Raw genomic sequence first — 23,114 nt, forward strand, 5'->3', positions numbered from 1 at the left:
CAATTAGATAATAAAATAATTTTCTAATTGACTCATTGATAAATTATCTAATTAATTAGCTCTCTTTCTTTCGTCTTGATTTCCGAAATTGCGTTCTTTCACGTTAATCTTTTTATTTCCAAAATTGTAAACCACAGATAAACGAACAAATCGGTTGCTTTCATTATTACTATAAACCTGTTTTACGCCATTTACAACCGAAGTAAAATCTTTTAAATAAGAAGTATTAAAAATATCATTTGCTAAAAACGCAATTTGCATCGTTTTATCAAACAAATCTTGTTTAAAACCAATATCGAAACTAGCGGTATATCCTATTTCGTATAAACCACTTTTATAAGGTGTACTGTAATTAAAATCGACTTGAAGCTTTGTGTTTTTTCCCAAAACAAAAGTATTATTTGTTGTAAAATCAATTTGTAAACTATTTGATGGCGTAGCATTGATATCTTTAATAAATTCTGTTTTTGCACCTAAAAAGTACAACGAATTTTCGCTCTGCCACCATTTAGTAAAACTTGCCGAATACGTTTCTCCAATGCCATAATTTAAGCTTTTGAAATAATTCTCACGTGTTACAATTTGCGTATTTGTTTCTGGATTTGAAGTAAACAAAATCCCATAACCATTTGTAATTAAATTTACGGTAACACTTGTTCTTAGAATTTCTTTGTACGAATGTGCAAACTCAAAATTATCGCTAAAAGAAGGTTTCAAAAACGGATTTCCTTCTGAATAACTATTACTGCTGATATAAATTCGGAAAGGATTCAGTAAATCAAATCGCGGTCTATTGATTCTTTTTCCATAATTTAAACTGAAACTATTATTCTCATTCTTTTTGTATGAAGCAAAAACAGTTGGAAAAAGCTTAAAATAATTGTTTATCGTTTCTTGATTCAGCGTTTCAGAAAATCCATTTGTTTGTGTATTTTCAAGTCGCAATCCCAATTGCAGATTCCATTTTTCATTGATTTTTTTATCTCCATTAATATAAACAGCTTGATTGTTTTCAGTGTATTTAAATCGGTTTGACTGACTTGGATCCAATACTGGAGTTCCTGTAATTGAATCGTAATAAAGCACATCGCTTACGCTATTTGTAAAACTTGCTTTAGCTCCGTAAGACAAATTCAAGACTTCTAATGGATGTTCCATATCTGCTTTAAAACTCAAATTATCAATATCTTGATTTGAAATATTTCTTCCAGATTGATTGACATCAACAAAAATTCCATCTGCTGTATAATTATTAGCGACAAACTCACGATCAAATTTTGAAATGTAATTAAAGTAATCTACATCAAATGATAATTTTCTGTTTTTAGGATCTAGCTTTGTAATCAAATGCGCATTATAGGTTTGATTTCTAGATTCTCTATCTGCAAAACTGTTGTTAAGGATGTAATGCTGCAATTCATTTTGCGTGTTGTATTTATTAACAACAATATCAGTTTGAAAATCAGGATTCGTTCTATCATTTAAGATTTGAAAACCAAGAGTAGTTTTTTCTGAAAAATCATAATCTAAAGCCAGTTTTCCTGATAAACTTTCATTTTTCATTTTTGTTCTTGCATTGAGATTTGAAAGTCCATCTTCAAAATAAACATCTGAAACTTCATCTATATTTTTATAGCCCGTTTTCCCATTAACGCTTGCTGAGAAACGAAATTTATTTTTACTGTAAAAGAAATTGTCTCTCAAAGTGAAAATTCCATATTTATTTTGGTCGTAAGAAGTAGTAATTGTGTTTTTCCAAGAATCTCGAGCTCCCTTTTTCATAATAATATTAATCAATCCTCCAGTTCCTTCGGCTTCGTATTTTGCCGGCGGATTACTGATAATTTCGATATTCTTGATATCACTTGCCGAAATCGATTTTAAAAAATTATTCAATTCTTCACCTGTTAATTCAATTATTCTTCCATCAATCATCACTCTTGAAGTTCCTTTTCCTAATATATTAATTGCATTATTTTGCACTACAACGCCTGGAGCAGTATTTATCGCACTTAAAGCATCGCCTCCTACATTGGTAACATTATTTTCAAGATTATAAACCAGACGATCTGTTTTTTGTTCAATTGTTTTCTTTTTAGACTGAACCACAACTTCAACTAACTTTGTTTCGCTTTCGTGCAGCACAATAGTTCCTAAATCGGTATCTTTTTCTAATGAAATTTCTTTTTCATAATCTGTAAAGCCCAAAAGACTTACCTTAATTTTATAAGAACCATTTTTAAGATTGATTTCAAAAGAACCATCTTCTTTTGCCATAGTTCCGTCAATAATTTTCCCTTCTATTGTTGAGATGGAAACTTTAGCCCATTCTAAAGATTTTGTTTCGCTTGCAATTTTTCCTTTTACTTTTAATGTTGATTGTGCTAAACAAAATAAAGGCAATACTAAAAAGATAAGGAGATGTAATTTTTTCATGGTTTCTAATTTTAACTTGTTCGATTAATTTGAAGCAAAGTTGCCTTAGAAAATCTGCGTAGGCGACCGACAAAAAAAAGTCGAACCAATTTCCTAAATAGAAATTGGTTCGACTTTATTCTGCATGAAGTACGACTTTTTACAAAACCTTAATTATGAAGCGTTTCGATAAGCTGTTGGTGTCAAATTTGTATATTTTTTAAACGAAGTATTAAAAGACGATTTTGAATTAAATCCGACTTCATACAAGATTTCTAAAACAGTTAAATCTTTTTTGGAAGGATTTTTTAGAATTTCCATCGCTTTTTGAATGCGATATTCATTTACAAAATCAAAAAAATGCTGATCCATATGATGATTAATCAAAACTGATAAATCGCGAACTGGAATTTCAATTTGATTGGAGAGTTCCTGAATTGTAAGCGACGGATCAAGAAAAGGTTCTTTTTCTCTCATATAAACTTTCAATGCCGAAATCTGGTTTGAAATTAGTTCGCTTTGGCTGTCTTTTATTTCGATATTTTCTTTGGGAAGAATATCTTTTGCTAATAACAATTTAGAATCGATTCCTCTGAAAAGTTCCGGATAATTCAGCGCTTTTAAAACAAACCAGCAAGTCACTACCAAAACTAGCAACTGCAAGATTGTATTCGACCAAATCCACAAGAAATCAAGAGCAGCATAGCGAAATATATTTTTAACTATTGATAGATAATAAATGCAGAAAAGCACTATAGCAATTTGAAATAACCACTTAAAAATAGAAATTCTGGGATTTGTGTAATTTTCCTGAAATATTTCTCTATACTTTTTCAAAACTAAAAATACTCCAATACTATATACGACTGTTTGCAGCCCCAAAACAAAAAACATATAAAACATCTCAGGCGATTGATCACGATGCACATAAAACAGTTTTTTTTCTGCATCATTTAAAAGATATAGCCTGAACAAGAAAACCACATTTGTTAGAACAAATGGAATTAGATGCAACAAATGTTTTGACCTAAGTCTAAAATCTGCAAAACAAACCGACACTACATAGAGATAGAAAGCTGGCAAAATCAAAGCACAAATAGTCCATCTAAAAAATTCTAAATTAAAATGATTTATAATGAAATTATCGTCAATGAAAATACCGCTATTATCAAGGGCGAAGAACACCAAATAACAAGCAAACAGCCTATTTGCTACTTTATTTTTTGTTTGCACCGTGAGTAAAAAGAAGGCCAGTAATAAGGAAACAAAAACTGAAATTCCGGCCATGGCAGTTAAAAAACTTATTCTATTCATTCTTTTTTTGATTATTTAACAAATATAATATTTTAGCTTCTTAAACATTAATTCATAAAACCAGAATCAAAGATCAATTTACAATAGCGTTTCGATAAGCCGTAGGTGTAAGATTTGTATGTTTTTTAAATGAAGTATTAAAAGAAGATTTCGAATTAAAACCAACTTCATACAAGATTTCTAAAACCGTTAATTCTTTTTTGGAAGGATTTTTTAAAATGTCCATTGCTTTTTCAATGCGATATTCATTTACAAAATCAAAGAAATGCTGGTTCATATTATGATTAATCAAAATCGATAAATCACGAACTGGAATATCAATTTGATTCGAAAGCTCCTGAATCGTCAGGGATGGATCAAGAAAAGGCTCCTTTTCTTTCATATAATTTTTTAATGCCAGAATTTGAGATGAAATCGCTTTGTCTTCAACTTCTACAGTCTCTTCAGTTGTTTCTTTATTTTCTTTGAGAATAAACTCTTTTGTTAATTGCAAATTAGAATTGATTCCCCTAAAAAGCTCCGGATGATTTAATGCTTTCATGACAAACCAACATATCACACTTAAAGCCATAACAACCATCAAAACATTTCCCCAAAGAAAAATATCTCGAGAAGCTGTATAACGCAATAAATTTTTTGAAGCCGTGATCGAATGCATTACCACAAAAACCCATGTCATCTGAAAAAGCCATTTATAGGTAGAAGTGCTTGGATTGGTATAATTTTCGAGATAAATTCTTTTATATTTTCTTAAAATCAGAAAGATGCTGATTATATAAAACCAATATTGGATTTCGATTAAAATCTGAAAAAAGTAAACCTCAAACATGGTACTGAAATGATCCAAAACAAACTGTTTTTCGGGACCTGACTTCAAATAAACTCTCGGAATAAAAACCAAATTCATAACCAGAAATGGAAGTGTATAAATTAAGTGCTTCCATTTCAATCGAAAATCAGAATAACAAACTGCCAAAACATACAAATAAATTAACGGCATCTCTAGCAAGCATACTGTACTTCTAAAAAAATCTATATTAACATATTCTAAAGGATAGCAATAGTTCAAAAGTCCGCTGAAATCAATCGCCGAGAAAATAATAAAACAAGCAAATAAACGATTAGCTAATTTATTTTCCGTTTTTACTGTAAGTAAAAAAAGTGCCAGTAATAACGAAACGAAGACAGCAATGCGGGCAACGTCGTCTAAAAAGCCTAATTTATCCATTTGTTTTTTGATTATTGAACAAATATAATATTTTAGTTCTTTTTATGAAGATGTAAGAAAGCTTTCGCAACATCACAAACAAAACTTTAAATCTTTGTGAGTTTGTAATCTAAATTTCGGGATTCAGAGAAAAAAATATTAATTTTGACCAGTCTAAATAACGATAAAATGACATTTACAAAAACTACTGAACAAGCCTCAAAATACGAACATTTAGAGAAAATGTCTGTTCATGAATTGTTGTCCAATATTAATGAAGAAGATAAAACTGTTCCCTACGCAGTAGAAAAAGCTTTACCGCAGATTGAAGCTTTGATTCCGCATATAGTTGAAAAACTAAAATTAGGCGGTAGATTATTTTATATTGGAGCTGGAACTTCAGGCCGACTTGGTGTTGTTGACGCATCAGAATGCCCTCCAACATTTGGTGTTCCTTTTGATTTAGTAAATGGCATAATTGCGGGTGGTGATACGGCTATAAGACGTGCAGTAGAAAACGCTGAAGATAATCCTACACAAGCTTGGATTGACCTTCAAAACCACAAAATCGATTCAAATGATGTAGTGATCGGAATTGCTGCTTCGGGAACAACTCCTTATGTTATTGGCGGTTTGGAAACTTGCAATCAAAACAATATTATTACAGGTTGTATTACTTGTAATGCGGGAAGTCCGTTGGCATTAACAGCACAATTTCCTATTGAAGTAGTAGTTGGTCCTGAGTTTATCACTGGAAGTTCCAGAATGAAAGCTGGAACTGCTCAGAAATTGGTTTTAAACATGATTTCGACTGCCGCTATGATTCAGCTCGGAAAAGTGCGTGGCAATAAAATGGTCGATATGCAGTTGAGCAATGTAAAACTGGTTGATCGTGGCGTTAAAATGATCATGGATGAAATTCCAGTTTCATATGACGAAGCATCAGAATTATTAAAAAAATATGGCAGCGTAAGAAATGCTGTCGACAATTATAAAAAGTAAAAGTTTTTTTTAAGCTTGTCAGGCTGAGCGAAGTCGAAGCACAGGTTCTTCTTAAACAATTTCTTTGTACAAAGTCCTTCGACTTCGCTCAGGATGACAACGTGAAGAACTTGAAACCCGAAACTTTAAACAAAAAAATCATGGCAACAAATAAACAATTACTAGGAAAAGGCATCAAATATTTGACAGGCGCATTGCCTCTAATGTTTATGGGACCATCTTTGATTTATAATGCTTTTCAAAATCAAGGCAACAATTGGCATTATCTGGTTTTAGGAATTGGAATTGTTGCTTGCATTAGCTCTATGGTTTTAATCTTTTTAGGATTGAAAATCATAATGAAAGGTATATTTAATGACTAAATCGAAAAATTAAACCCTACAGGTTTTAAAAACCTGTAGGGTTTGCTTCTACTATATAAAATAGATTTTAAATCGCTACAAAACATTCATGGAAAGTCTAATTCACATTCAAAAAACATTCGAAAAAGTTGTTTACATCGACAAAAAAATAAACAATCGAGAGTTTGAAGATTGTGTTTTTAAAAACTGCGACTTTTCGAACAGTAATTTTGCCTACAATACTTTTTTAGACTGCGAATTTGTTGACTGTAATCTCTCGATGACGAGTTTGGCAGGAACAAGTTTAAAAAATGTTACGTTTAGAAATTGCAAACTTTTAGGAATTGCTTTTAACGAATGTGATGATTTTTTATTTCAAGTTCATTTTGAAGAAAGCGTTTTGGACTATGCTTTATTTTCGAATAAAAAAATGCCAAAAACCAAATTCATCAATTGTTCTGTACGCGAAGTTACATTTATTGGAACTAACTTAACAAGTTCTATGTTTGACAATTGCGACCTTGATGGAGCAATATTCAACGAAACACAATTAGCTGGAGTCAATTTCAAAACGGCTTATAATTACAAAATTGATCCCGAATTTAATCCTATGAAAAAAGCGCAATTTTCTAATGAAGGAATTGCAGGATTATTAGATAAGTATGACATCAAAATTGTTTAGATATGAGCGCAGATCAATCTTATTTAGAAAGTGTTAAAAAACAGTTTTTATATTATAAAATGCTGGGCGAAAAAGCCATAGATCAACTTGAATCCGAACAGCTTTTTGTTTCTGTTAACGAAGACACTAATAGCATTGCCACAATTATAAAGCACATTTCGGGAAACATGCTTTCACGTTGGACCGATTTTTTAACATCCGATGGTGAAAAAGAATGGCGAAACCGAGATGCTGAATTTGAAAATGATTTGAAATCCAAAGATGAAGTTCTTGAACTATGGAACAAAGGCTGGAATTGTCTTGAAAACGCTCTTGAAAGCTTAAAGCCGGAACAACTTTCAGAAATAATCTACATCAGAAACGAAGGTCATACCGTTATTGAAGCCATAAATCGTCAATTAGCACATTATCCTTATCATGTTGGACAAATTGTTTTTTATGCCAAACAACTGAAAAACAGCGCATGGAACAGTTTGTCGATTCCGAAAAACAAATCAGGAAATTACAATGCCGAAAAGTTTGCTAAAGAAAAAGAAATCAAGAACTTTACAGACGATGAATTAAAAAGATTAAAATGATAGAATATTATGCAAATTTTGGCGGAACGTGTTGGTGGATCTTTATTAAATTCTGTCAAACAAGTTTAACCGAAGAACAGAGTCCTCAAAACAAAAAACGAAATTTACTTTTTCTAACCTTTATTACTCTTGTAATTTTCTTTTTAGTTTTTAATTAGAAAGGATTTTTGAAAATCTAAATCCTACTTAGCTTCTAAAAAACAACACAATTCAAAATGAAAAAAATTATATTCTTATTTCCTTTTCTGACTTTGGTATCTTGTTATAATGCCGAGCATAATTGTAAAGATTTCAAAACCGGAAAATTCAAATTTGAAACCGAAGTAAATGGAGTTAAAAAAACTACTTTCTTTGAACGCAAAGACGATATCGAAATCGAAACTTTTGAAGGAAAAACAGATACAGCAACCATTCGCTGGGTGAGCGATTGCGAATATATTCTGCAAAAAAAACACCCAAAAAACATGGCCGAAGAAAAAGCAATCAGTATGAAGATTTTAACCACTTCTAAAGATTCTTATACTTTTGAATTTGGCTTGGTTGGTTCTGAAGAAAAGCAACGCGGTACAGTTTATAGAGCTGATTAAGCGCTATACCAAATTATCAAAGCTCCTTTTAAGGGGCTTTTTTATTGAAATAATTTGTTGAGCTTCTTCTGTGATCCCTCGTTTCTCGAGATGACAAAAGATTCGACTAAAACTGAAAAACCTCTGAACCTTTGAACCTTTGAACCTTAGTGACTTTGTAACTTTGTAACTTTGTGACTTTGTGACTTTCCAGCAAATTATTATAACGTGTTTCTTTTACATTTATATTTTAAATAGTATTTTTAGATTTCAAATCTGATCAAATGAAAAACACTATTTCACAAAGAGTCGCCGACTTTTTAAAGAATTATCCGCCGTTTAATTTTCTTCACCAGAAGGATCTGGAAAAACTATCGGAGCAGATTTCTATTATATATAAAGAAAAAGATTCGGTGATTTTTGCTGAAAATGATAAAACCCATGATTCTTTTTATGTGGTTCATAAAGGTGCTGTGGCTTTAAAAAAGAGCACTAAAAATACCGTTTTGGACATGTGTGACGAAGGCGATATTTTTGGACTTCGCCCACTTTTGGCGCAAGAAAATTATATTATGGAAGCTGTCGCGCACGAGGAAAGTATATTATACGCCATTCCGATTGCAGTTTTTAAACCGTATGCACTTGAAAACAGAAATGTTGGTAATTTCTTGATCGAAAGTTATGCCTCGAACACCAGAAATCCGTATTCAGACATTCATAAAGATAAATTATATGGAGATGACGACCAGTTGAATGAAAATCTCCATTCAAGCAATCATTCTTTTGATTTAGCTCCTATAAAATATTCTAAAAAAATAGTCACTTGCAGTCCGTCAACAACTGTTAAAGATGTGGCCAAAATCATGAATAAAAAGAAAGTTGGTGCGATTTTGATAGTAGATGAAATGTTGCCAATTGGTATTTTAACTGATAAGGATCTTCGAAATAAAATCGTAACAGGTGACTTTCCGATTACAACTACAGCAGAAACGATAATGACAAAACCCGTTATCACGTATCCTAAAAAAATGACAGTTACCGAAGCGCAAATGGCCATGATGAAAAGCAACATCAGCCATTTATGCTTGACAAAAGACGGAACTGTAAACACTAAAGCAGTCGGAATTTTATCGAAACATGATGTAATGGTCGCGCTCGGAAATAATCCTGCGGTTTTAATAAAAGCTTTAAAACGTACCAAAAAAATCAAAGAAATAAAACCGATTCGCAATCGCATTATGCAATTATTGCAAGGTTATCTTGACCAAAATATTCCAATGACTTTGATTACAAAAATCATTACAGAGCTCAACGAAGCTTGCACCAATCGTGTCATTGAAATTTGTTTAGAAAAAATGAGCAGTCCACCACCTGTAAAATTTGCTTGGCTCGCACTTGGAAGCCAAGGACGTGGTGAACAAATGTTGCATACGGATCAGGATAATGCAATTGTTTATGAAAATGTGAATGAAGTTTTTAGAGATGAAACTAGAGTATATTTTCACAAATTTGCTGGACTTGTCAATAAAGGGCTTTTTGACATTGGTTATGATTACTGCCCTGCCGAAATGATGGCATCTAACCCAAAATGGTGCATGAGTCTTGACGAGTGGAAAAGCCAAGTGCACCACTGGATCACAAATCCGGGCAAAAACGAGGTTTTATTATCCTTTATTTTCTTTGACTATAGTTTGACCTATGGCGATTCTGAAGTTGTTAGCCAATTATCAAATTATATTTTTGAAGATGTAAAAGCAAATCCCATTTTCTACATGCATTTAGTAAGCGGTGCTTTGCAAAGCCCATCTCCTACTGGCTTTTTTAGACAATTTCTAGTTGAACAAGATGGCGCCAATAAAGATAATTTTGATATTAAACGAAGAGCTTTGATGCCATTGACAGATGCGGCGCGCGTATTAATTTTATCCCATTCAGTTAAAGGAATCAGCAATACTGCAGAACGTTTTGAGAAATTAGCCGAGTTGGAACCTAACAATAGAGAACTGTATTTATCATGTTCCTACTCATTTAAAGCTTTGTTGAAATTCAGAACCAAACAAGGTCTTTTACATCATGATTCTGGTCAGTTTATCGAATTGGAGTCTTTAACCAAAATGGAAAAAATTAAGTTGAAGCGTACTTTTAAAACTATTAAGGAACTTCAGGAACTTATTTCGGTTCGTTTTAACATCTCAAATCTAGTCTAATTATGAGTTTATTTGATTTTTGGAAAAAGGAGGAAAATTTATTTGACGAAAATATCACGATTGAAGAAACACGTTTTGTGGTTTTAGATACTGAGACCACAGGATTTGATTATGACAACGACAGGATTTTATGTATTGGCGCATTGATTCTTCAAAATGGAAAAATATCTATTCAGGAAAGCTTCGAAGTTTACATTGAACAAGATCATTATGATAAATCAACAGCGCAGATTCATGGTATTTTAAAAGCATTCGTAATAAAACGTCCTAGTGAATTAGAGGCTTTACAACAGTTTTTAGATTTTCTAGGAGATTCAATAATCATTGCGCATCATGCAATGTTTGATATCACAATGATTAATAAAGCGTTAGAAAGAAATGGTTTACCTGAACTTCGCAATTATAAATTGGATACAGGAATTTTATATAAACGAACTTTAATCAAATCACATTTATTCGAAAGAAAAGATCATTACACTTTAGATGATCTTGCGGATAAGTTTGATATTTCTAAAAAGGATCGTCACACGGCGCTTGGTGATGCCTATATCACCGCCATAGCTTTTCTTAAAATTGTCAAGAAGTTAAAAGAGAAAAAAGCAATTAATTTGAATCAGTTGTTTAAGTAAAAAGTTCTGCTTTTCTATTTAATCAACAAATATTCGATACGGAAATACATTAGAAGATCTGTTTTTTAAATTTTTCATGAAACTGTCGCATATGTACTGCCATTCTTCATTTGACAAATGTTTTTTATCTTGAGGATTTGTCGTTATAAAAATATCCACAGTACGGCTAAAACCAGCTTTTACAGAGATTTCTTTTCGGGTTCCTTTTTCAATTCTTATGTCTTTTATAGAACTTTTAAAATGATAAAATCCAAACGCTTTGATGTCTGCAAAAGTTACTATTCTTCCACGTGTTAGTAATGCATTCCTATATTCTAAAATTCGATCTTTATTGTTTTTCTTATTTAAACCACCAACTGTATTGGTCATCAAAACAGCATCTTTATTTATAAAATACATATCTTTACAATCCAAAACAGTTCCTGCTTTAATATCATTTCCGTCTTCCGCACAAGTCGACCAATAATTTATTCTAAAGTATTTTCCAACCGTTTCATCATTTTTAGGTTTTATCATTAAATAGGGATCATTACTTTTGGAAAAATTACTTTCTTTAGCCTGTTGTTCTAAAGAAGCTAGCAATTGATTAATCTGAACCAAAGAACTGTTCGTAAAATCTTTCCCTAGACCTGAAAAAGAAGAACTTTCGTCCTTCAATACATCTAGAACATTTTGCAATAATTCCGATGCGCTTCTAGAATCGAATCTTGATACTCCGCCAGTTCTTAAAACCGCGTTTCCTTCTTCAAGAATTCCATCTTTGAATTCTTTTATTTCGTAATGAATATTTAAGGGGTCTATAACTGATTCCAAATCCAGATATATATTATTTTCAGTATCTAAAGCAAAATAAGATAAAAACGTGCCAAAAGTTTTTTCAGCAGAATGTCGCTTTTTATTAATGACTGGAAAACAATTTACTGTAAATGAGACATTATCTATAATTTCGGGAACAAGTGATTCTGGAAAAACCAATTTCAACCAAATAAGTTTATTTTCATCACCTTTTGTTATTTCCTCAAAACATTTATAATCTGCGCCATAATTTTCAAGAGGCTTATAATTCAAAGCGCCCTTTAAAGTATAGAAATTATCAAAGTAAAACTCATTAACCTCCTGCATTATTTCGCTAAGATTTGTATAATTACGATTTATTATACTCTCTATATCTAAATGACCTGATTGTACATTGTATCCCTCATTTACATTTAATTGTATATCATCGTGAAAACATTTCATTTGTTTTAAATAATAGTAAAACATTTCTTGGAGCCCCGCCGGGATATGTTGGTTATGAACAGGGAAGTGTATTAGTAAATCAAATTAGACAAAAACCCTACTCCATTGTTTTATTTGATGAAATTGAAAAAGCACACCCATCTGTTTTTGATATTTTTCTTCAAATTATGGATGAAGGCAAACTTCACGATCGTTTAGGAAAAGAAGGTGATTTTTCAAACGCAATTATTCTTTTTACCTCTAATATTGGAGCAGATCATATTGTAGAAACATTTAATAAAGGAGAAATTCCAAGCTCAACTTCTCTAATGGAAATTATGACAAATTATTTCCGACCTGAATTTTTAGGTCGATTAACCGAAATTGTACCTTTTGCGCCTATCAATAAAAGCAATTCATTAAAAATACTTGAAATTCATTTGAAGAAAGAATTTACAGATTTATTGAAAAATATAAACATTGCGGTTGAAATTCCAATTGAAACTAAAACGTATCTTGCTGAAAATGGCTTTAATGCTAAATATGGAGCAAGACCAATAAAAAGCATTATCAGAAGCCACTTGAGAAGACCATTAGCAAAGAAAATAATTTCTGGTGAAGTTCAAAATGGAGATACGATTTCTGCAATTATTGAAAACAATGAGGTTAAATGGATCAAAGAAGAAACTATTCCAAATGAAAATTAATGAAACATTTACAACCATAAAAAAACGCTAAGATTAATTCTTAGCGTTTTTTATTTTTATTCCAAAACTAAACCTATCTGGCCGTCGTCGTCTAATTCAGTTTCAACTGGATCGTCTTCTGAAATTTCAGGTTTTTCCGGAACTTCTTCAACTGGCTCTTCATACGGAAGCGGATCTAATAAATTAACTTGTCTTAACTTATCAGTAGTTAATTGATTTCCTAAGGCTTTAAAACCTTTTACGGCTATAAAGTCTTCTACATCTATATGAAGATCTTCTTTTTGAACTCCTTTTACTTTTGCAAAAACCAATTGCGCTACTGGGCGATAATCTGTTGATACAATTTCTAATTGTGAATTTGGATGATCTGTAATAAAGCTTTCTTCTTTTGCTTCATTTTCAACAAGGAAACGTTTTAAGAAGTAGCGTTCTTTCTCACCGTCATAATAAATTGCAGAAATTGGTTTTTTAGGCTTCCATTTTTCCAAAATAATCATGTCTTCCTCAAAATGAGTAGATAATTCTGGAATGATTACTTTTAATTTACCTGACTGGCTAATCACTAAAATTTTATCACTTGGCTTAAATTCCCCAAGCAACTCACCTCTTGCGTCAACATTTAAACGTTTTACGGTATCATCAAACCAAACTTTTCTTGGCAATAAAGTTGAAATTCCTTTTTCTTTTAATTCGATTTTTTTGATCGGATATTTCGTTACCAAATTTCCTTTAGAACCACGTCCTTTAATAGCTAATTTGGCAAAATCAATATCAAATTTCAGCTTTTTAATTGTCCCTACCTGACGTAATAAAATCGTCACAACCTCAGCTTCACCATTTGGATTATTTGAAAAATAAACCACTTGCGAACCGTTTGTTCCATTCGTCAAATCGTATGCTTTATCACGAGTAACACCAGTTACATTAAAACGCTTAATATAAGAAGGTCCTGATTTTCCATCACGATACATCATATTATAAATGGTACGCTTATCGTTTTTATCAAAAACAGCCGCATGTATAATATCTTTTCCGATAAAGGTTTTGGAGTCAACTTTTGTAATCATCAAGGTTCCGTCTCTTAAAAACACGATAACATCATCAATATCAGAACAATCACCTATATACTCGTCTTTCTTTAAACTGGTTCCTACGAAACCTTCTTCACGGTTTACATATAATTTTGTGTTTCTTAAAACTACTTTTGTAGCCTCAACGTTATCAAAAACACGAAGTTCTGTTTGACGTTGACGTCCTTTTCCGTATTTCTCCTTTAATTTGGTAAAATAGGCAATTGCAAAATCCGTTAGGTGTTCTAAATTGTATTCCACTTCTTTCATTTCTTCCTCTAGCTTCGAAATCAATTCGTCTGCTTTATCAGAGTCAAAACGTGTGATACGAATCATCGGAATTTGAGTCAACCTTTGCAAATCATCATCGTTGATTTCTCTAACAAATGACTTCTTGAAAGGTTCAAATCGGTCATACAAATATTTGTATAATGATTCTCTGTCTCCGTATAATTTGAAGTCAATATACATTTCTTCTCGAATGAAGATTTTCTCCAAAGTAGCGAAATGCCATTTATTTTTTAATTCTTCTAACTGAATTTCAAGTTCCTGACGAAGTAAATCAACCGTTCTTTCTGTTGAAATTTTCAACATTTGAGAAACACCAATAAACAACGGTTTGTTATCTTCGATGACACATCCTAAAGGTGCTACAGATGTTTCGCAAGCTGTAAATGCAAATAATGCATCGATTGTTTTATCTGGCGAAACTCCAGGGAAAAGGTGAATTAAAATTTCAACATCGGCAGCAGTGTTATCTTCAATTTTCTTGATTTTGATTTTGCCTTTTTCATTGGCTTTCAAAATACTGTCAATCAAACTCGAAGTATTGGTAGAAAACGGAATCTGCGTAATCACCAATGTATTTTTATCTAATTGCGAAATCTTAGCACGAACACGCACACGTCCGCCACGCATTCCATCGTTGTAATTTGAAACGTCGGCAATACCTTGCGTCATAAAATCAGGATAAAGCGTAAACGGTTTTCCTTTTAAGATTTTAATCGAAGCGTCAATTAATTCATTAAAGTTATGAGGCAAAACTTTCGTTGACAAACCAACCGCAATACCTTCAGCCCCTTGCGCTAAAAGCAATGGAAATTTAACTGGAAGATTGTTTGGTTCTGCACGACGACCGTCATACGAAACTCCCCAATCGGTAATTTTTGGAGAATACAAAACCTCCAAAGCAAATTTAGATAAACGTGCCTCGATATAACGGGGCGCTGCCGCACCGTCACCAGTTAAGATATTTCCCCAGTTTCCTTGGCAGTCAATCAATAAATCTTTTTGACCAATTTGCACCATTGCGTCACCAATACTCGCATCTCCGTGTGGGTGATACTGCATGGTGTGCCCTACTACATTGGCAACTTTATTATAACGACCATCATCCAACTCTTTCAAAGAGTGCATAATACGACGCTGAACAGGTTTGAATCCGTCTTCGATAGCAGGAACGGCACGCTCCAGAATTACATACGAAGCGTAATCCAAGAACCAGTCTTTGTACATTCCGGTTACTTTCGTAATAACGTCTTCGCCCTCTTCTTCCTGATTTTCGTAAAAATGCGCTCCTTCAAAATGTTTAGCATCTACATCGATAATCTCATCGTCATCTCCATTTTGATTGTCATCGATCTGGTTTTCATCCTGATTATTCTCGTCGTCGCTTGGAATTATGTTATCGTCTTCTTCGTCTTTCATTTTTTATGCTGAATTTATTTCAGTAAACTTTCTTATTCGTAATCTTCGTCAAAATATTTTATACCTGCTTTTTTAAAAAGGTCCTCCATTTGAGTAAAACAAAAACCATTGTAATTTTCCATGTTTTTTGATTCTCTATAACCTTTGCATGACAAACAAAGCTCTTTGTAGCCAATTATTCTATTTTTTTGATCTCTAAAAACTATCATGTGTCTTGGCATATAACAATCTCTAGGCAAATTTTCTACTTTACAACTATCCTGAGACATTAAGCCAATTAATTCCGTTTTCAATGCTGAACTTAAGAATACTCTCTCTTTAATTTTTGTACTGTCAAAGTTCAATTTATAATCAACCACAAGGTCTTTATAATATTTATTATCTTTTTTAGTAATTTTTCTATCCCATCGCATTCGGTCTTCATAGGACAAAATTTCAACCTTAGATAATTCTTTTAAAGGAAAATCTCTTTCTTTGATTATTTCTGTTTCAGATTTAGTAATTATGGGAGTTTCATCAAGCTCAAGCTTTTCTTGTTCTTTTTTACAAGAAATCAATATTAAAATCGTCAACAAAAAAAATACTTTTCTCATATACTAAAGACAGATTCTAATCTTAAGCCTCTTCAAGCTCATCAATCTCAACCTTCAAGTTCTTGATAATAAACTCTTGTCTATCTGGAGTGTTTTTCCCCATATAGAAAGACAACAATTGCTCAATCGAAGTATGTTTATCCATCATAACCGGATCAAGGCGGATCGTGTCTCCAATAAAGTTCTTAAACTCATCTGGCGAAATCTCTCCCAAACCTTTAAATCGCGTGATCTCTGGTTTTGGTTTTAATTTTTCAATCGCGTCTTTTCTTTCTTCTTCAGAATAACAGTAAATTGTTTCTTTCTTGTTACGAACCCTGAAAAGTGGCGTTTGCAAAATATACAAATGTCCTTCTTTGATTAATTCTGGGAAAAACTGCAAAAAGAAAGTTATTAAAAGCAAACGAATGTGCATACCGTCGACATCGGCATCGGTTGCGATTACGATGTTGTTGTAACGCAGTTTTTCTAATCCGTCTTCGATATCAAGTGCCGCCTGAAGCAAGTTGAATTCTTCGTTTTCATACACAATTTTTTTACTCATTCCGTACGAATTCAAAGGCTTACCACGCAAACTGAAAACGGCTTGTGTATTCACATCGCGTGACTTTGTAATCGATCCAGAAGCCGAATCTCCCTCGGTAATAAAAAGCGTACTTTCTAAATTTCTTGGGTTTTTTGTATCTGGAAGATGCGCTCGACAATCTCTTAATTTTTTATTGTGAAGATTCGCTTTTTTAGCACGATCAGTTGCCAGTTTTCTAATTCCTGATAATTCTTTACGCTCGCGTTCTGCCTGAAGAATTTTACGCAATAAAGCATCGGCAGTTGTTGGGTTTTTATGCAGGTAATTATCCAGTTTCGTTTTGATAAAATCGTTAACGAAAGTACGAACAGAAACTGCAGGTGTTCCGTCATCAGAACCCATATCGGTAGAACCTAATTTTGTTTTGGTCTGCGACTCAAAAACAGGTTCCATTACTTTAATACTAATCGCACTTACAATCGATTTACGAACATCTGATGCCTCGAAATTCTTATTGTAAAATTCACGAATTGTTTTTACAACTGCCTCACGGTAAGCCGCTAAGTGCGTTCCTCCTTGCGTTGTGTTTTGACCGTTTACGAAAGAGTGATATTCCTCGCTGTATTGCGTTTTACTGTGTGTCAACGCTACTTCGATATCTTGATCTTTCAAATGAATAATCGGGTATTCTAAATCTTCTTCACTAATGGTTTCTTCTAATAAATCACGAAGACCATTTTCAGAATAGTATTTTTCTCCGTTAAAAATAATCGTCAAACCATTGTTCAGATAACAATAGTTTTTAACCATTTTTACAACATATTCTAAACGGAATTTATAGTTTTTGAAAATCGTTTCATCTGGCGTAAAAATTACTTTTGTTCCTTTACGTTTTGTTGTATCGATAACTTCTTCTTCCAGAACTAAATTTCCTGCAGAAAACTCCGCTCCTTTTTGTTTGTCGTCACGAACCGATTCTACACGAAAATAGTTAGACAAAGCATTTACCGCTTTTGTTCCGACACCATTCAATCCAACTGACTTCTGGAAAGCTTTAGAATCGTACTTTCCTCCGGTGTTCATTTTGGAAACTACATCGACTACTTTTCCTAACGGAATTCCACGCCCATAATCACGAACCGAAACCGTTCTGTCTTTAATAGATACTTCAATAGTTTTTCCGGCACCCATAACGAACTCATCGATACAGTTGTCTAAAACCTCTTTTAATAAAATATAAATACCATCATCCGGTGATGATCCGTCCCCTAATTTCCCGATGTACATCCCAGGACGCATACGAATATGTTCCTTCCAATCGAGTGAACGAATATTATCTTCGTTGTATTGATTTTGCTCTAGCATAAATGAATTTAGGATTTTTGGCTAATGTACCATTTATCGGTAAAAAATAAAAGCGTATTCCTTTTTTGTTATGAATAATAACAGTTTAAAATCTGTTTAAATTGATTTTAAAAGAAAACGAGCACTAAAAATATAAAAAAACTGCGTTTTCAGCAAAAAATACTATTTGATTCCGAGTACTTCTTTTGCCAGCGCAATCATTTCGGGCGTTCCCGTATTTTTGTTTTTTTCGTCAGACAATTTCACAACTCCTTGCCAATGTGTATTATCGGGTCTTGTATCGGTTAATTTGATGACCATATTCATTGCTGGAAGACCTACATCGTTGGTGAAATTTGTTCCAATTCCGAAAGACATTTTTATTTTGTCTTGGCAGAAATCGACTATCTTTTTTACCTTTTCATAATTCAGCGAATCCGAAAAAACAATTGTTTTTGATTTTGGATCAATTCCCATTTTGGTATAATGCGAAATAACCTTTTGCGCAAATTCTATCGGGTCACCACTATCATGTCGGACGCCATCAAAAAGTTTGGAATATTTTTTATCAAACTGATTAAAAAAGACATCGGTTGTATAAGTATCTGTTAAGGCAATTCCGAGATCTCCGCCATAAACTTGTGTCCAATGTTCCAAACTTATCAAATTAGCCATTTTAAACCCATATTGCGCGGCATGAAACATAAACCATTCGTGCGCGTGTGTTCCAAGCGGACGTTTATTATTGACCATTGCAAAATGTACATTGCTTGTTCCAATGAAACTTTGACCGCCAAAAGTTCGCAGCGTTTCATTCACCAAATTATGCACTTCATAAGAATGACGGCGTCTGGTGCCAAATTCTAAAACTGAAACCCCAAGCTTATTGTAATTATCGATTTTTTCTTTGGTAAGATTTTTTATTGCTTCGTCATTCAATCGAATCAAATGACTTGCTTTATAAAAAAGTTCCGAAATCAGCGACATTAGTGATACTTCCCATAAAATGGTTCGGTACCAAAATCCTTCAACGGTAACAAAAATTTCTGATCCCTCTTGACTTATTTGTACTTCTGAAGGATCATAACGAAATCCTTGCAAAAAATCTAAATAAGTTGGGTCTAAATAGGGACAATGATGAGCTAAGTATAACTTTTCTTCTTTAGTCAATTGCAAATCAGCCATCGCATCAACTGATTTTCGAAGCAAATCTGCAAATCCTGCTGGAAAAACATGTTTTCCACGATTTATAAATCCATAACGAACCTTTGCTTTTGGAAAAAGTCTAATTACGGCATGTTGCATCGTAAATTTATAGAAATCATTATCTAATATTGACTTCAAAAAAGTAGTTTCCATAGCATCAAAATTCTTTTCATTCCTTGCTAAGATACGGCAATTTGAGGAAAGAGAAAAATTCTTTGAGAACAGTTATTAAATCTATTTTGGAATAATTTTAAATGCAGCAAAATTTTTCCCAAAAAGATAAAACGAAATAAATCTGCCCATTTTTTTACTATATGTAACTTGAAATTCTAAGCTTCCGTCTTCTTCTTTTGGGTTCTCGATCTCGACACGTTGCTCTTTTTTATCTAGATAACAAATATTGTCAAGTCTGTCAATATTTTTTATTTTGAATGTTATTTTATCTCCTTCGTTTGCCATAATTACACCCGAATAAGGCATTAAGACTTCGGCTTGTTCTTCGATAAATGAATCGTAGATTAGTGGTGCGTTTAAAAACTCACTTTTATTTCCTGTATTTCCCTTATACATAGAGGCTTCAGGATAATGCATCGCATTAAAATACTTTAAGTCGGCATCAAAGTAAATAGGTGTAAATTTCTTTACAAATGCTTTTCGGCGATGATCGTAACTTCCTCCGCCCCATGTGGCATCAACTAAAATCCATTCTCCATCAACCTCAACCTTATTCCATGCATGATTCATAAGATAATTTCTTCTGCCAATATCCTGTACAACAGTTCTTGCATCTCCATTTACAACTTGACATCTCAAACCTGAAAGCGCTGCCAAATGCGCATATAAAAGTGAATACCCTTCACAAACTGCTTTTCTGGTCCTAAAAGCTTTGCGCATTACTTCTTCATGCATCAATTGTATTTTTTTATCCCTTTCGGCCTGATTTTTATAATCAACACTTTTTGGTGTTGGTGGATCTAAAAATGTCTTTACATCGTAATCAACATTCAAAGCAATCCAACTGTAAATCGCTCGTGCTTTATCACGCTCTGTAGTAAAATCTTTTTTAATTCTTTCTGCCAACTTTTCAGTGCTTCCAAAATCAGGGTATTTTAAAACTATACTGTCTATAGCGCTATATTTTTGTGAATACGAAGAACTGATAAAAATAAAATTTAAAAAAAGGAAGACGAAAACAATTTTTCTTATTGTCATTTTGGTGTTAAGATTAAGAAATGGGGTAAAATACTTTAAGTTGTTTTTATTTCAAGGCAATTTTATACGAAACGATGCTATTTGTATTCGCATAAATCGTAATATATTCTCCTATATTATTGTCGATTAAAATTTGAAACTCCAAACCGCCTCTTTTTTCCTTTGGATTCTGAATTTTAACAGGCTGGTTTCTTTTATTCAAATAAAAAACCTGATCTGCTTTTGAGAGATTTTTGATTTCAAAAGTGATTTTATCTCCTCTTTTTGCTTCAAGTATTCCAGCATCTGGCGCTTTAATTTGATAATCTTCTTCAATGGTTTTATTGTAAATCAAAGGTCCGTTTAAGAACGCCTCTTTATCTAATCGATCTCCAAGAAATGAGCCTGAATCTGGAAAATGTTTTGCAAAAAAGTAATCCGGATCAGTATCGAAATATGCTGGATTAAAATCATTGACCATCCTTCCTTTACTGCTGTCATAATAGCCTTGTCCCCAAGTTACATCAACCAAACGCCATTTTTTATCAATCAAAACCATATTCCAGGCATGATTGGACGAAGTTGTTTTTCGGCCAATATCGGCTAATCTAACTTTGGAATCGCCTCGAACTATTTCGCATTTTAATCCAACAAGTCCAGCCAAATGCTGATACAAAGCTGTAAATCCTTCGCAAACCGCTTTTTGAGTTTTAAAGGATTTCTGAATCAGATTATCGTTCAGTTGTTTGATTTTTCGTTGTTTTTCGGCTTCAGAAGAATAACTAAAACCCTGAACTCGTGGCGGATTCAAAAACGCATTGTAATCATACCTCATATTAAAAGCCATCCAGCTGTAAATGGCGCGCGCGCGATCATAGTCAGAATCAAAATCTTTCTCGATTCGATCTGCCAGTTTTTCGGTTGAGCCAAAACTTTTAGGGTATTTTGCAACGATTTTATCAACTTCGCTTATCTTTTGTGCAGAAGCAAAATTGAAAAAAATAATATGCAGTAAAAGGAATAAAAATGAAATCTTTTTTTGTGGCATTTAAAAATTTGATTTGATAATATCTTTCAGTTCTTTGTCTAACTCAAGATTAGAAATTTTATTATCATTTAAATCAAAATTCGCGCCAAATGATGGCAATGAAAAAGTTCCTTTAATTTCAGCGCCATAACGAGGGAAAAGATTTTGAGCAATTCCTAAAACTGACGCACCTCCTCTTCCTCCTGGTGAAGTTGCCAATAACAACATTGGTTTGTGCTGAAAAACATCTTTTTCGATGCGAGAACTCCAATCGAAAACATTTTTGAAAGCAACCGAATAATTTCCGTTATTTTCGGCCATTGAAACTACTAAAATATCAGCTTCTTTCAATTTGTTTAAGAATGCTTGTGCTATTTTATGCTGTCCTACCTCTTTTTCGAGATCAACACTAAAAACTGGCATTGCATAATCATTCAAATCCAAAACCTCAACATCGGCATTTTCAAATAAACTTGATGCGTAAGTTGCTAAACGCTTGTTGATCGATTGTGTACTGTTACTTCCTCCAAAGGCGATAATTTTCATAATTGTGGTATTTTTGTTTTCACCATATAAGTGATCTAAGTTCATTTAATTACAAACTTCAAAAGATCTTCAATAAGCAAACTAATATTTACTTATATAACTTATATGGTTTAATTATTTTCAGGTTCAATTTCAAAAACTTCTTTTTGTATTTCTACAGAATAATCATTTGGCGAAATACTTCCTCCGAAAGCTTTTGCGTACACTTTCGTAAATTCAGCTCCAAAATACAAAATAATAGCCGAGTAATACACCCAAACCAAAATTATAATTACTGAACCCGCCGCACCGTAAACACTTGCAACAGTTGAATTTCCGAGGTAAACGCCAATTGCAAATTTACCTATCATAAATAAAATTGCCGTACAAGAAGCTCCAATAAAAGCATCTTTCCACTTGATCACTCCGTCAGGTAAAGTTCGGAATATAATTGCAAAAAGCAATGTGATGCTGGCAAAAACAATTACTAAATTAACCACATAAAAAAAGTAAACCGTAGTATCTGGAAAATACAGTTTCAAACGGGCGTTTAAAACATCTAAAGTAGCGTTGATCATTAAACTGACCAACATCAGGAATCCAACCGAAACGATCATAGAAAACGACATTAATCGGTTTTGAATAAATTTTCGCAAACCTCTATTGGGTTTGGCTCGCAATCCCCAAATATAATTAATGGAACTCTGGATTTCTGCAAAAACCCCAGACGCCCCAATCAGTAACATTACAACCCCAAAAACGGTTACGAACACATTGCTGTCTGATAATTGAACATTTTTTATTGCCTCCTGAATTTGTACCGCTGCATTATTCCCCACCAACCTATTTATTTGCCCGTATAACTGGCCTGTGACTGCCTCTTCCCCAAAAAAGACGCCACAAATAGTAATTATAATTATCAATAAAGGAGGCAATGCAAAAATGGTATAATATGATAATGCCGCACTTAACTTAATCGCATTATCGTCGTTGAATTCTAAAAATGTCGTTTTTAATAAATACCAAGTTTTTGAAAAGATGTTATGCTTTTTCATTTGC

General features: G+C 33.0%; 19 protein-coding genes and 1 pseudogene. 8 read left to right on the forward strand and 12 right to left on the reverse strand.

Annotated elements, in window-relative coordinates:
* Positions 1-51: 51 nt before the first annotated feature.
* The 3 genes from AAYQ19_RS02890 to AAYQ19_RS02900 form a co-directional block, all read right to left on the reverse strand.
* Positions 52-2,436, reverse strand: a complete 2,385-nt coding sequence (locus AAYQ19_RS02890) for a TonB-dependent receptor domain-containing protein (protein ID WP_343533652.1) — start codon at positions 2,434-2,436, stop codon at positions 52-54.
* Between the two features lie 153 nt (positions 2,437-2,589).
* Positions 2,590-3,729, reverse strand: coding sequence for a helix-turn-helix domain-containing protein (locus tag AAYQ19_RS02895; RefSeq protein ID WP_343533654.1), 1,140 nt, complete (start codon positions 3,727-3,729; stop codon positions 2,590-2,592).
* Between the two features lie 73 nt (positions 3,730-3,802).
* Positions 3,803-4,957, reverse strand: a complete 1,155-nt coding sequence (locus tag AAYQ19_RS02900) for a helix-turn-helix domain-containing protein (protein ID WP_343533655.1) — start codon at positions 4,955-4,957, stop codon at positions 3,803-3,805.
* A gap of 168 nt (positions 4,958-5,125) precedes the next feature.
* On the opposite strand from AAYQ19_RS02900, the gene murQ reads away from it, so the two are divergent.
* The 7 genes from murQ (at position 5,126) to AAYQ19_RS02935 (ending at position 10,941) form a co-directional block, all read left to right on the forward strand.
* Positions 5,126-5,938 (forward strand): N-acetylmuramic acid 6-phosphate etherase, encoded by an 813-nt coding sequence (gene murQ, locus AAYQ19_RS02905; protein WP_343533656.1) that lies wholly within the window; start codon positions 5,126-5,128, stop codon positions 5,936-5,938.
* A gap of 140 nt (positions 5,939-6,078) precedes the next feature.
* Entirely contained in the window at positions 6,079-6,300 is a 222-nt protein-coding gene (locus tag AAYQ19_RS02910; protein ID WP_343533658.1) for a DUF6095 family protein, read from the forward strand.
* An 88-nt stretch (positions 6,301-6,388) separates the two neighbouring features.
* Positions 6,389-6,961 carry a pentapeptide repeat-containing protein gene (locus tag AAYQ19_RS02915; protein ID WP_343533660.1) on the forward strand — a complete coding sequence of 191 codons (573 nt, stop codon included), beginning with the start codon at positions 6,389-6,391 and terminating at the stop codon, positions 6,959-6,961.
* A 2-nt stretch (positions 6,962-6,963) separates the two neighbouring features.
* Positions 6,964-7,539, forward strand: coding sequence for a DUF1572 family protein (locus AAYQ19_RS02920; RefSeq protein ID WP_343533662.1), 576 nt, complete (start codon positions 6,964-6,966; stop codon positions 7,537-7,539).
* Between the two features lie 215 nt (positions 7,540-7,754).
* The gene (locus AAYQ19_RS02925) at positions 7,755-8,126 is read left to right on the forward strand and encodes a DNA topoisomerase IV (RefSeq protein WP_343533663.1); all 372 of its coding nucleotides are present in this window, start codon (positions 7,755-7,757) and stop codon (positions 8,124-8,126) included.
* 263 nt (positions 8,127-8,389) lie between these two features.
* Positions 8,390-10,312 carry a DUF294 nucleotidyltransferase-like domain-containing protein gene (locus tag AAYQ19_RS02930; protein ID WP_343533665.1) on the forward strand — a complete coding sequence of 641 codons (1,923 nt, stop codon included), beginning with the start codon at positions 8,390-8,392 and terminating at the stop codon, positions 10,310-10,312.
* A gap of 2 nt (positions 10,313-10,314) precedes the next feature.
* Entirely contained in the window at positions 10,315-10,941 is a 627-nt protein-coding gene (locus AAYQ19_RS02935) for a 3'-5' exonuclease (RefSeq protein WP_343533667.1), read from the forward strand.
* Between the two features lie 18 nt (positions 10,942-10,959).
* On the opposite strand, the gene AAYQ19_RS02940 is transcribed toward AAYQ19_RS02935, so the two are convergent.
* A complete protein-coding gene (locus tag AAYQ19_RS02940; protein WP_343534404.1) occupies positions 10,960-12,180 on the reverse strand; it encodes a hypothetical protein in 1,221 nt (406 codons plus the stop codon).
* Positions 12,181-12,209: 29 nt separating this feature from the next.
* On the opposite strand from AAYQ19_RS02940, the pseudogene AAYQ19_RS02945 reads away from it, so the two are divergent.
* Positions 12,210-12,866: pseudogene (locus AAYQ19_RS02945) on the forward strand (AAA family ATPase); the annotation flags it as partial.
* A 56-nt stretch (positions 12,867-12,922) separates the two neighbouring features.
* On the opposite strand, the gene AAYQ19_RS02950 reads toward AAYQ19_RS02945, so the two are convergent.
* The 8 genes from AAYQ19_RS02950 to AAYQ19_RS02985 all read right to left on the reverse strand — a co-directional run bounded on the left by AAYQ19_RS02950 (position 12,923) and on the right by AAYQ19_RS02985 (position 23,110).
* Entirely contained in the window at positions 12,923-15,643 is a 2,721-nt protein-coding gene (locus AAYQ19_RS02950) for a DNA gyrase/topoisomerase IV subunit A (protein ID WP_343533669.1), read from the reverse strand.
* Positions 15,644-15,675: 32 nt separating this feature from the next.
* On the reverse strand, positions 15,676-16,236 hold the full coding sequence (locus tag AAYQ19_RS02955; RefSeq protein WP_343533671.1) for a hypothetical protein: 561 nt from the start codon (positions 16,234-16,236) through the stop codon (positions 15,676-15,678).
* 22 nt (positions 16,237-16,258) lie between these two features.
* Positions 16,259-18,127 (reverse strand): DNA topoisomerase IV subunit B, encoded by a 1,869-nt coding sequence (locus AAYQ19_RS02960; RefSeq protein WP_343533673.1) that lies wholly within the window; start codon positions 18,125-18,127, stop codon positions 16,259-16,261.
* A 162-nt stretch (positions 18,128-18,289) separates the two neighbouring features.
* Complete coding sequence (gene pncB, locus AAYQ19_RS02965; protein WP_343533675.1) at positions 18,290-19,465, reverse strand: nicotinate phosphoribosyltransferase; 1,176 nt, start codon at positions 19,463-19,465, stop codon at positions 18,290-18,292.
* Positions 19,466-19,546: 81 nt separating this feature from the next.
* A complete protein-coding gene (locus tag AAYQ19_RS02970) occupies positions 19,547-20,392 on the reverse strand; it encodes a transglutaminase domain-containing protein (RefSeq protein WP_343533677.1) in 846 nt (281 codons plus the stop codon).
* Between the two features lie 178 nt (positions 20,393-20,570).
* The gene (locus tag AAYQ19_RS02975) at positions 20,571-21,551 is read right to left on the reverse strand and encodes a transglutaminase domain-containing protein (RefSeq protein WP_343533679.1); all 981 of its coding nucleotides are present in this window, start codon (positions 21,549-21,551) and stop codon (positions 20,571-20,573) included.
* On the reverse strand, positions 21,552-22,076 hold the full coding sequence (locus AAYQ19_RS02980) for an NADPH-dependent FMN reductase (protein ID WP_343533681.1): 525 nt from the start codon (positions 22,074-22,076) through the stop codon (positions 21,552-21,554). It lies immediately after the preceding gene.
* Positions 22,077-22,186: 110 nt separating this feature from the next.
* Complete coding sequence (locus tag AAYQ19_RS02985; protein WP_343533683.1) at positions 22,187-23,110, reverse strand: YihY/virulence factor BrkB family protein; 924 nt, start codon at positions 23,108-23,110, stop codon at positions 22,187-22,189.
* Positions 23,111-23,114 lie beyond the last annotated feature (4 nt).

The sequence above is a fragment of the Flavobacterium mesophilum genome, from assembly GCF_039581405.1.
Classification (GTDB): Bacteria; Bacteroidota; Bacteroidia; order Flavobacteriales; family Flavobacteriaceae; genus Flavobacterium.

What these genes read in the sequence shown, in the direction of transcription:
- AAYQ19_RS02890 (WP_343533652.1), bottom strand. Translation starts at nt 2,436, where the DNA reads ATGAAAAAATTACATCTCCTTATCTTTTTAGTATTGCCTTTATTTTGT.
- AAYQ19_RS02895 (WP_343533654.1), bottom strand. Translation starts at nt 3,729, where the DNA reads ATGAATAGAATAAGTTTTTTAACTGCCATGGCCGGAATTTCAGTTTTT.
- AAYQ19_RS02900 (WP_343533655.1), bottom strand. Translation starts at nt 4,957, where the DNA reads ATGGATAAATTAGGCTTTTTAGACGACGTTGCCCGCATTGCTGTCTTC.
- murQ (WP_343533656.1), top strand. Translation starts at nt 5,126, where the DNA reads ATGACATTTACAAAAACTACTGAACAAGCCTCAAAATACGAACATTTA.
- AAYQ19_RS02910 (WP_343533658.1), top strand. Translation starts at nt 6,079, where the DNA reads ATGGCAACAAATAAACAATTACTAGGAAAAGGCATCAAATATTTGACA.
- AAYQ19_RS02915 (WP_343533660.1), top strand. Translation starts at nt 6,389, where the DNA reads ATGGAAAGTCTAATTCACATTCAAAAAACATTCGAAAAAGTTGTTTAC.
- AAYQ19_RS02920 (WP_343533662.1), top strand. Translation starts at nt 6,964, where the DNA reads ATGAGCGCAGATCAATCTTATTTAGAAAGTGTTAAAAAACAGTTTTTA.
- AAYQ19_RS02925 (WP_343533663.1), top strand. Translation starts at nt 7,755, where the DNA reads ATGAAAAAAATTATATTCTTATTTCCTTTTCTGACTTTGGTATCTTGT.
- AAYQ19_RS02930 (WP_343533665.1), top strand. Translation starts at nt 8,390, where the DNA reads ATGAAAAACACTATTTCACAAAGAGTCGCCGACTTTTTAAAGAATTAT.
- AAYQ19_RS02935 (WP_343533667.1), top strand. Translation starts at nt 10,315, where the DNA reads ATGAGTTTATTTGATTTTTGGAAAAAGGAGGAAAATTTATTTGACGAA.
- AAYQ19_RS02940 (WP_343534404.1), bottom strand. Translation starts at nt 12,180, where the DNA reads ATGAAATGTTTTCACGATGATATACAATTAAATGTAAATGAGGGATAC.
- AAYQ19_RS02950 (WP_343533669.1), bottom strand. Translation starts at nt 15,643, where the DNA reads ATGAAAGACGAAGAAGACGATAACATAATTCCAAGCGACGACGAGAAT.
- AAYQ19_RS02955 (WP_343533671.1), bottom strand. Translation starts at nt 16,236, where the DNA reads ATGAGAAAAGTATTTTTTTTGTTGACGATTTTAATATTGATTTCTTGT.
- AAYQ19_RS02960 (WP_343533673.1), bottom strand. Translation starts at nt 18,127, where the DNA reads ATGCTAGAGCAAAATCAATACAACGAAGATAATATTCGTTCACTCGAT.
- pncB (WP_343533675.1), bottom strand. Translation starts at nt 19,465, where the DNA reads ATGGAAACTACTTTTTTGAAGTCAATATTAGATAATGATTTCTATAAA.
- AAYQ19_RS02975 (WP_343533679.1), bottom strand. Translation starts at nt 21,551, where the DNA reads ATGCCACAAAAAAAGATTTCATTTTTATTCCTTTTACTGCATATTATT.
- AAYQ19_RS02980 (WP_343533681.1), bottom strand. Translation starts at nt 22,076, where the DNA reads ATGAAAATTATCGCCTTTGGAGGAAGTAACAGTACACAATCGATCAAC.
- AAYQ19_RS02985 (WP_343533683.1), bottom strand. Translation starts at nt 23,110, where the DNA reads ATGAAAAAGCATAACATCTTTTCAAAAACTTGGTATTTATTAAAAACG.